The 10,046-nt window shown below is 62.8% G+C and carries 6 protein-coding genes; 4 read left to right on the forward strand and 2 right to left on the reverse strand.

Annotation, left to right across the window (positions count from 1 at the left end; all coding sequences use genetic code 11):
• Window positions 1-242 precede the first annotated feature (242 nt).
• Together ubiE and ACESLR_RS10635 are read right to left on the reverse strand one after the other, a co-directional pair.
• Complete coding sequence (gene ubiE / locus ACESLR_RS10630; protein ID WP_373025588.1) at window positions 243-992, reverse strand: bifunctional demethylmenaquinone methyltransferase/2-methoxy-6-polyprenyl-1,4-benzoquinol methylase UbiE; 750 nt, start codon at window positions 990-992, stop codon at window positions 243-245.
• A 13-nt stretch (window positions 993-1,005) separates the two neighbouring features.
• Complete coding sequence (locus ACESLR_RS10635) at window positions 1,006-1,371, reverse strand: gamma-butyrobetaine hydroxylase-like domain-containing protein (RefSeq protein ID WP_012981520.1); 366 nt, start codon at window positions 1,369-1,371, stop codon at window positions 1,006-1,008.
• A gap of 729 nt (window positions 1,372-2,100) precedes the next feature.
• On the opposite strand from ACESLR_RS10635, the gene ACESLR_RS10640 reads away from it, so the two are divergent.
• Genes ACESLR_RS10640 through ACESLR_RS10655 form a run of 4 tightly spaced genes read left to right on the forward strand, consistent with a single transcriptional unit; the run spans window position 2,101 to window position 9,852 of the window.
• Complete coding sequence (locus ACESLR_RS10640; protein ID WP_373025587.1) at window positions 2,101-4,893, forward strand: DEAD/DEAH box helicase family protein; 2,793 nt, start codon at window positions 2,101-2,103, stop codon at window positions 4,891-4,893.
• Window positions 4,893-6,461 carry a restriction endonuclease subunit S gene (locus ACESLR_RS10645; RefSeq protein WP_373025586.1) on the forward strand — a complete coding sequence of 523 codons (1,569 nt, stop codon included), beginning with the start codon at window positions 4,893-4,895 and terminating at the stop codon, window positions 6,459-6,461. Before ACESLR_RS10640 ends, ACESLR_RS10645 begins: the two co-directional genes overlap by 1 nt.
• Window positions 6,458-8,374: an ATP-binding protein gene (locus tag ACESLR_RS10650; protein WP_373025585.1), complete on the forward strand. Its 1,917-nt coding sequence runs from the start codon at window positions 6,458-6,460 to the stop codon at window positions 8,372-8,374. The genes ACESLR_RS10645 and ACESLR_RS10650 overlap by 4 nt, the downstream gene beginning before the upstream one ends.
• On the forward strand, window positions 8,371-9,852 hold the full coding sequence (locus ACESLR_RS10655) for an N-6 DNA methylase (RefSeq protein WP_373025584.1): 1,482 nt from the start codon (window positions 8,371-8,373) through the stop codon (window positions 9,850-9,852). Before ACESLR_RS10650 ends, ACESLR_RS10655 begins: the two co-directional genes overlap by 4 nt.
• The last annotated feature ends 194 nt before the right edge of the window (window positions 9,853-10,046 follow it).

The following is a 10,046-nucleotide window of genomic DNA, read 5'->3' on the forward strand; positions in this document are numbered from 1 at the left end:
CTTTTGCGTGCGAACAAGGCGCGGTGACTGCCGTGCAGTCATTCTGCACAAGGGAGCCGCAACGCCGTGCGCGCGCAAAAGCGGCCGAGCCCCTTCGCTTATTAAATTGTGGGGTTGGCACCCCAGGTTCCCCGATCCTGCGTTGTGCCGCTTACAGGTAGAACCACTACCTGTCGCACGACGCGCCTTGTCTTGGAAAACCTGGGGTACCAACGCGAGTGTGTACATTGATCAGTGTCTCCCTAGAGCTTGGTGCCGCGATGCAGGGCGACGATGCCGCCGGTCAGGTTGTCGTATTCAACCCGTTCCAGTCCCGCGTCGCGCATCATGCCGGCCAGGGTTTCCTGGTCCGGGTGCATGCGGATGGACTCGGCCAGATAGCGGTAGCTGTCGGCGTCATTCGCGACCAGCTTGCCCATCAGCGGCAGCATCTTGAACGAATAGATGTCGTAGATCGGGCGCAGCGGCGCGACCGGCTGCGAGAATTCCAGCACCAGCACGCGCCCGCCCGGCTTGATCACCCGGCGCATTTCGGCCAGCGCGCGTTCCTTGCGGGTCACGTTGCGCAGGCCGAAGGCGATGGTCACGCGGTCGAAATAGTCGTCCGGGTAGGGCAGCTGTTCAGCGTCCGCCTGCACGAAGTCGAGGTTGCCTACGTGGCCCTCGTCCAGCATGCGGTCGCGCCCGGCCTCCAGCATCGAGGCATTGATGTCGCAGACCACGATCTGCCCCTTCGGCCCGACGCGCGGCGCAAAGGCACCGGCCAGGTCCCCGGTGCCGCCGGCCAGGTCCAGGATCTTCATGCCCGGACGCACGCCGGTACGCTCCAGTGTGTAGCGCTTCCAGATGCGATGGACGCCCATGGACATCAGGTCGTTCATCACGTCGTAACGCGAGGCGACCGAGTGGAAGACCTCGCCGACGCGCGAGGCCTTCTCGGACTCGGGGACGCTCTGGTAGCCGAAGTGGGTCTTGCCGGGTTCTTCTTTCATCAAGGTGCCGTTGTCAGTGCGTCTTGCGCTCGTGCCCGGCCTCTTTCAGCCGATCCAGGTAATCCTGCCACAGACGCTCCTGGTCTGTGCCGAGCTCGTGCAGGTAGTCCCAGTCATAGATGCCGGTGTCGTGGCCGTCGGAGAACACGAGCTTCACCGCATAATTGCCGACCGGCTCGATCTCGGTGATGTTCACATCCTCCTTGCCCACCTGCAGCACCTCCTGGCCCTTGCCGTGCCCGCGCACCTCGGCCGAGGGCGAATACACGCGCAGGAACTCGCAGGGCAACTCGAAATGCGAGCCATCGGAATAGGTTAGTTCCAGGATGCGCGACTTCTGATGCAACTGGATATCGGTGGGACGGTGCGTACTGCTCATGCGGCCTCCAGCATCCTCGGTCCGGGATGGCCCCGGAAAGATCTTGCGCGACCGCCCAAAACGGCGGCCGCCAACGGACTGCGAGGATACCAGCCCTGCCGGCCCGCGTGGCATCTCCCCGCGCACCGCAGGTCTGCCGGCTCACTAGAGTTTATCGCGCATGTCTTCTGAGATATGTGCCTTCGCGTCGCTTGGAGCGTGCTGACGTCCCCTTCGTTGTGGCCGTTACCAAGTTCGCGCCGACACCCGGCTATTCCAGTTTTATTAAATGCTGCCTTTCATACGAGCGCCGTGTGCACCCATATTAAAGACACAGGGCTTCTGGATCGGGTGCCAGAGTTCAAGCCCATCTGGCCCCGCCGCGCGAGTGAACGCTTTTGCCGGAGCTTGGATTGTCGGCTCGAACGCGTCGACGAATCATGACGCTCGGTGCATCGGTTGAGGGGGGCGAGGCTGCCCTGACAATCAGGGTGATGTGCCGCAGGGTGGCAGTTCACTTAGAACTGGCAGCATCCACCGTTTTGAACGCAACTGCCCGAGTTCATCGCCAACACGTGCCACGTTGGGCACAATCGGCCCATGGTTACTCAAGTCCATCGGCGTGCGGAAGCGCCGCAGACGCGGGCCGGGGCCCACGCACATACGTCCTGGGTGCCCCGCGCACCATCCAGCCTCCGTGGTCCACAGGGCGATCGCTGTGCACCGAAGACGCAATCATCAGGATGATCCATGCCCGACAATCAAACCCCGGAACAGGCCGCACGCGAACGAATTGATCAGCAGCTTCGGGCCTCGGGCTGGGAGGTACAGAGCCTGGCGGAACTGAATCCGTCGGCCGGACGCGGTGTGGCAGTGCGCGAATACCCAACCGACACGGGCCCGATGGACTACCTGCTGATGGTGGACGGTGAGCCGGTGGGTCTGATTGAGGCCAAGCGGGAGGAGGAAGGCCACCGCATGAGCAAGGTGGAGGAGCAGTCCGCCCGCTACGCCAGCGCAGAGCTGAAGCATGTTGGCAAGGCCGATCTGCGCTTTGTCTACGAGGCCACCGGCACACTCACGCGCTTTACGGATCGGGGTGACCCGGCACCCCGCGCCCGGGAAGTATTCCAGTTCCAGCGCCCGGAGACTCTGGCCGACTGGCGGTCGCAACCGGCCTCGCTCCGCGGCCGTCTCCAGGACCTGCCTGAGCTTGAGCCCGACGGCCTGCGCGATTGCCAGTACCACGCTATCAACAACCTGGAGACCTCCTTCAAGGAGAACCGCCCCCGGGCGCTGATCCAGATGGCCACCGGCGCCGGCAAGACCTTCACCGCCATCACCAGCATCTACCGCCTGCTCAGGCACGCCGGGGCGAAGCGCATCCTCTTCCTGGTGGACACCCGCAACCTCGGCGTGCAGGCGGAGAACGAGTTCCACCAGTACCTGCCCCAGGACGACAACCGCAAGTTCACCGAGCTCTACACCGTCCAGCGGCTGCGCTCGCCGCATGTGCCCACCGACGGCCAAGTCTGCATCAGCACCATCCAGCGGCTCTACTCCATCCTCAAGGGCGAGCCGCTGGCGGAAGAGGCCGAGGACGAGCCGGGCGGCCTCGACGCCCTGCGCAAGGAGCCTCTGCCGGTGGTCTACAACCCGAAGGTGCCGCCGGAGTTCTTCGATGTCATCGTCATCGACGAGTGCCACCGCTCCATCTACAACCTCTGGCGCCAGGTCATCGAGTACTTCGACAGCTTCCTGGTGGGCCTCACCGCCACGCCGGACAACCGCACCTACGCCTTCTTCAACCAGAACGTGGTCAGTGAGTATCCACTGGAGCAGTCGGTGGTGGACGGCGTCAACGTCGACCACTTCGTCTGGCGCATCGACACCCGCCTGACCCGGGAAGGCGGGAAGATCGAGGCCGAAGAGACGGTCGAGCGCCGCGACCGCCTGACCCGCGAGCAGCGCTGGCAGCAACTGGACGAGGATCTGGAGTACGCCGGCAGCCAGCTCGACCGCAGCGTGGTCAACCCTAACCAGATCCGCACCGTCATCCAGGCTTTCCGCGACGCCCTGCCCCGCATGTTCCCGGATCGCCGCCTGCCCGACGACGAGGGCGGCCTGGGAAGCGTTGAGGTCCCCAAGACGCTGATCTTTGCCAAGAGCGACAGCCACGCCGACGACATCATCCGCATCGCCCGCGAGGGGTTCGCCGCCGGCAACGACTTCTGCAAGAAGATCACCTACCGCATCGACGAAGATCCTCAGGGCCTACTGAACAGCTTCCGCAACGACTACCATCCGCGCATCGCCGTCACCGTGGACATGATCGCCACCGGCACCGATGTGAGGCCCATCGAGTGCCTGCTGTTCATGCGCGACGTCAAAAGCCGCAACTACTACATGCAGATGGTCGGTCGCGGCACCCGCAGCCTGGACGCCGACGGCCTGCGTCAGGTCAACCGCTCCGCCACCGGCCCCAAGGCTCACTTCGTGCTGGTGGACGCTGTGGGCGTCAGTGAATCGAAGAAGATGGAAACCGGCAGCCTGGAGCGCAAGCCCAGCGTGCCCATGAAAGACCTGATGCAGGCCGTGACCATGGGCGTGCGCGACCCGGACACCCTGAGCAGCCTGGCCGGTCGCCTGGCCCGCTTCAGCAAGCGGCTCGACGACGAACAGCACCAGGAAGTGCGAAAGATCACCGGCGGCCCGGACCTCAACACTATCGCCTCCGAGCTGCTGGGCACCGACGACCCCGACGCCCTGCGCCGCGCCGCCCGCGAGACCCACCAACTGCCCGAAAGCGCCGAACCGAGCCCGGAGCAGCTCGCAGCGGCCCGCGAGGAGCGGGCGAAGGCCGCCACCGCCGCCATCACCGGCCCGCTGACCACCTTCCTTGAAGACGTGCGCCAGCGCCAGGAGCAGGTGGTGGACGACGTGAACCCGGACGAGCTGGAGACCAGCGGCTGGGAGACCGACGCCGAGACCCAGCGCGAACAGCTGCGCCAGGAATTCAGCGAATGGCTGGAAAACCACCGGGACGACATCGACGCCCTCACCATCTACTATCAGCAGCCGCACCGGCGGCGCGAGATCACCGCACGGGCCATCCGCGACCTGCTCGAAGCGCTCAAACGCGAGAAGCCGCAACTGGCCCCGGCCCGCGTCTGGGAGGCCTACGCCCGGCTGGACGAGGTGCAGGCGCGCCGACCGGAGAGCGAGCTGGCCCAGATCATTGCCCTGGTGCGCCGGGTCAGCGGCTGGGACGACCAGCTCACCCCCTACGCCGACACCGTCCGCGCCAACTTCAAGCGCTGGGTCTTCGGTCGCCACTCCGGCAACCAGCCCAAGTTCAACGAGGAACAGATGGCCTGGCTCGAAAAGATCCGCGACCATATCGCCGCCAGCTTCCACATCACCGTGGAGGACCTGGACTACGCCCCCTTCGACGCCGAGGGCGGGCGCGGGCGCATGTGGCAGCTGTTCGGGGAGGATATGGAGCAGGTGTTGGACCAGATGAATGATGAGATGGCGGCTTAATGGCTCTAGCGCTGACACCGACGGAGATTCTGGAAAAGGGCGAGCATTGCCTGCTTACGGCAGGGCCTCACTGGGAGCGGGTACCGCTCAGCTATGTCGCTGACGTGCAGAATGGGGCGGCGTTCAAGTCTGAGTACTTTACCCACGGCGATGGGCTTCCGCTGATCAGGATCAGGGATGTCGGCAAGACGGAAACCGACAACCACTACAATGGTCCTTATGAAGAAGAATATCTCGTTTATCCCGGTGACATCATAATCGGGATGGACGGGGACTTCAGGGCCGCCAAGTGGGAGGGAGATGTCGGCCTTCTCAATCAGCGTGTCTGTCGTCTCAAAATCAAATCCCAAGACATTGATCATGATTTTCTGCTCTATTGCTTGCAGCCTTTCCTTGATGCCATAAATGAAGAGACTTCCTCTGTCACGGTCAAGCACCTTTCGTCGCGGACGGTGGCTGAAATCCCATTGCCGCTCCCACCATTAAATGAGCAGCGCCGCATCGTCGCCAAGATCGAAGAACTCTTCTCCGAACTGGACAAGGGTGTGGAAAGCCTTAAAACGGCCCGCGCCCAGCTCAAGACCTACCGCCAGTCCCTGCTCAAGGCCGCCTTCGAAGGCCGCCTCACCGAACAATGGCGCCGCGACAACGCCGACAAAATCGAAACTGCCGACCAACTCCTTGAGCGCATCCAGGAAGAGCGTGAAGCGCGCTACCAGCAGAAGTTGGAAAAGTGGAATGCCGCTGTGGCGGGGTGGGGGATGGATAGAAAGCTAGGCAAGAGACCGAGGAAGCCGGCGCCTCCAGTCATTCCCAATGATCCAGATAGTCTGCCCAATGGTGAGTTAAGTAAACTTCCTTCGGGTTGGAGGTGGTTAAGGGTTGGCGACTTGTTCCCTGTCTATGTTGGTGCGACGCCGAGTCGGAGAGAGCCATTGTATTGGGGAGGGTCAATAAATTGGGTAAGCAGTGGCGAGGTTGCTTTTTGTGAGATATGGGATACCAAAGAAAAGATAACAAGTGAAGGATTAGATAATACGTCTACAATTGTTCATCCTGAAGGAACAGTGGTTCTGGCGATGATTGGTGAAGGCAAGACGAGGGGGCAGGCAGCCATACTCCGTGTCAGCGCGGCGCATAATCAAAATACTGCCGCTATCCGTGTGTCAGAAATAGGGCTTGACCCTGCCTATCTCTTCTATTTCTTTATGTATCGCTATGAAGAGACTCGCATGGTCGGGTCCGGAAATAACCAGAAGGCGCTGAATAAATCTCGGGTGCAGGCGATGCCTGTGCCGCTTGCTCCTGAGAGTGAGCAAAGAGTGATCACCAAAATAATTGAGCAAGGCTTGTCGTTTGTTTCTCATATGGAAGAGGAACTGGATGAGCAGATTCAAAGGGCAGATACCCTCCGCCAATCCATCCTCAAACGCGCCTTCGAAGGCAAGCTCGTCCCCCAGGACCCCGACGACGAACCCGCCAGCGCGCTGCTGGAACGCATCCGCCAAGAACAGGCTGACGCGCCCAGGCTCAAACGCCGAATACGCAAGACGGAGGCATCGGCATGAGCCAGGTCACGGCACGGGCCATCCTCGAACAGCTCCGGCAGCTCGACGAGTCGGACCGCATCGAGGCCAAGCGCGCGTCCGAACTTGGTAAGTCGGTGCTGGAGACCGTCTGTGCATTCGCCAACGAGCCGGGTATGGGCGGCGGCTGGCTGTTGCTGGGGGTGGAAAAGGCTTCGGATGCGCCCGGTGACTATCGGGTGAGCGGTATCGAGGACCCGGAAAAGCTGCTCAGCGACCTTCACTCCCAGTGCGCCAGTGTTTTCAATGCACCGGTGAGGATTCAGGCTCGCGCGGAGGCGCTGGATGAGGGCACGGTGATCCTGGTGGAGGTACCCGAGGCTGAGCCTGCCTCCCGCCCCATTCACTTCGTCAGAAAGTCTCTTCCAGGCGCCGCCTGGCGGCGCGGGCCCAGCGGGGACTACCGCTGTAACCACAATGATCTGGCAGAGCTGTATCAGGGGCGGTCCAGCCAGAGCTTTGACGGCTCGATCGTCTCTGGTGCCACGTTGGATGACCTCGACCCAGATGCGATCGAGTACTACCGGGATGTCCGCCGAGCCGTGAACCCGTCGGCCGAGGAGCTGAACTTTTCCGATGGCGAGCTCATGGAGGCGCTGGGTGCCGTTGTCCACAGGTCCGGCGGGCTACACCCGACAGTGGCCGGCGTACTGCTGTTCGGTCGCCGGGGCGCGCTGCGCCGATTGTTCCCGGCCAACCGGGTGGACTACGTCCGGATCGCTGGCAAGGAGTGGGTCGAGGACCCGCACGATCGGTTCACGACGCTCGATTTGCGCGACACCCTGCCCCGTCTCATCCAGCGGGCCACGGCAGCGGTGCTGGATGACCTTCCACGAGCCTTTCAGCTCCCGGAAGGGGAAATACGCCGGGACGAGAAGACGGTGCTGCCGGACAAGGTCGTGCGTGAGGCCGTGGTGAACGCGTTGATGCACCGCAACTATCGGCGCCAGCAGCCCGTCCAGTTGCTCCGTTACAGCAACCGGCTGGAGGTGCAGAATCCGGGGTACTCGCTGAAGGCACTGGAGAGTCTGGGCGAGCCGGGATCGCAATGGCGCAATCCCGTGATCGCCAACGTGCTGCATGATATGGGGCTGGCGGAGACCAAGGGCAGCGGTATCCGCGTGATGCGCCGGCTGATGGAAGAGGCCGGGCTTTCTCCGCCGAGCTTCGATTCCGATCGCCACAACGACCAGTTTTCCGCCACCTATCTGTTCCACCACTTCCTGAGCGAGGAGGATATCGCCTGGCTCGGCCAGTTCCGGCATCTGAGCCTGGGCGAGGACGAACAGCGGGCATTGATCTTCGTCCGGGAGATCGGCCGCATCACTAACTCCGATTACCGTGACCTCAACCGGGTCGATACCCTGACCGCCAGTCAACGCCTGACCCACCTGCGGGATTTGAGGCTTATCGAGCAGGTTCCGCGCGGCCCGGCTACTTACTATGTCCCCGGTGACGAACTGGGTGGCCCGTCCAACGAAGACGAGGACGACCTGTTTTCCAGCTTGTCACAGGAGTCCGAGGCCTTATCACAGAAGTCCGAAGCCTTATCGCAGGAGTCCGAAGCCTTATCGCAGGAGTCCGAAGGGGAAGCATCCAGTCAGGCGTACCGTGAACAGCTGCTGGCCGAATTACCTGACGAACTTAGAAGAGAGTTGGAACGAATCGGGCAACGCAGCCGAGACCCGAAGAAGATACCCCGGCTCATACAAGCGCTTTGCGCCCTCAGGCCCTACGGCACCCGTGAGTTGGCGGTTCTTTTGAAGCGCCGACGGGACTATCTGCATCGCCAGCACATCGCCCCCCTGCTCACCGAAAGAGTCGTGCAATACCAGTTTCCCGACGAGCCGAACCGCCCGGATCAAGCCTATATCGCCACCGAGGAGCAGGAATGAACGCCGAAAACCTCGTCTCCAGGGTCTGGAACTTCTGCCACATGCTCCGCGACGACGGCGTGAGCTATGGCGACTATCTGGAGCAGCTCACCTACCTCATCTTCTTAAAGATGGCGGACGAGTACAGTCAGCCGCCCTGGAATCGTGATGTCGGCATCCCCGCCACCTACGACTGGCAGAGCCTGACCTGTCGCAAGGGCGCGGACCTGGAGGGCCACTACATCGAGCTGCTGCGCGAGCTGGGCTGGGAGCGCGGCATGCTCGGCCAGATCTTCACCAGGGCGCAGAACAAGATCCAGGACCCGGCCAAGCTGGCGCGGCTGATCAAGCTGATCGACGATGAGAGCTGGGTGATGCTCGACGCCGAGGTGAAGGGCGACATGTACGAGGGGCTGCTGGAGCGCAACGCCCAGGACACCAAGTCCGGCGCCGGCCAGTACTTCACCCCGCGCCCGCTGATCCGCGCCATGGTGGAGTGTGTACAGCCGCAGCCGGGCAGGACCATCTGCGACCCGTCCTGCGGCACCGGCGGCTTCTTTCTCGCCGCCTACGACTACATCAGGGACCACCACATGGCGGAGATGACCGCCGAGCAGAAGCAGGCGCTCAAGCACTCCACCTTCCACGGCAACGAGATCGTCCCCAGCGCGCGCCGCATGTGCCTGATGAACCTCTTCCTCCACAACATCGGCGATCTGGGCGACGAGCCCACCATCTCCCCGACCGACGCCCTGCTGGCCGAACAACCGAGGCGGCACGACTACGTGCTGGCCAATCCGCCCTTCGGCAAGAAGAGCACGCTGACCATTACCAACGAGGCCGGCGAGCAGGAACGCGAGGAGTTCGAGTACAACCGCCAGGATTTCTGGGTGACCACCTCGAACAAGCAGCTCAACTTCGTCCAGCACATCCGCACGCTGCTCAAGGAGAACGGCCAGGCCGCCGTGGTGGTGCCGGACAATGTGCTGTTCGAGGGCGGAGCCGGCGAGACCGTGCGTCGCAAGCTGCTGGAGACCACCGAGCTGCACACTATCCTGCGCCTGCCCACCGGCATTTTCTACGCCCACGGCGTCAAGGCCAACGTGCTGTTCTTTGACGGTCGCCCCGGCCGCGCCGAGCCGTGGACCGACGAAGTCTGGTTCTACGACTATCGCACCAATATCCACCACACCCTGAAGAAGAAGCCGCTGCGCGACGAGCACCTGCGCGACTTCGTCGAGTGCTACAAGCCGGGGGCGCGCCACCAGCGCCAGGAAACCTGGAGCGAAGATAATCCGGAGGGCCGCTGGCGCCGCTTCTGCCGCGAGGAGATCCTCAAGCGCGACAAGACGAGCCTCGACCTCTTCTGGCTCCGCGACAAATCCCTTGGCGATCTGGACAACCTGCCCGAGCCGGACGAGATCGCCGAGGAGATCATCGAGAACCTGGAGTCCGGGCTGGAGAGCTTCCGGAGTGTCCTCTCCGAACTGCGGTCGTAAAGGTTAGGGAGAACGAACCCGGCGAGATCCACGGCTTGATAGGGCAAGCACCAAGCCTGACTCGCTCAAGAGCCCCTGCCTGACGCGATGTTCCTAATTGGTGTCTCCCGGGGGCGCCGTGTGTGGGACACCGGGGCGTACGTCGCGGCCCTGGTGGATTTCCCGCAATGTGGGGTAGAAGGCGTCCAGCGGGA

It is taken from the genome of Thioalkalivibrio sp. (assembly GCF_041685615.1).
GTDB lineage: Bacteria > Pseudomonadota > Gammaproteobacteria > Ectothiorhodospirales > Ectothiorhodospiraceae > Thioalkalivibrio.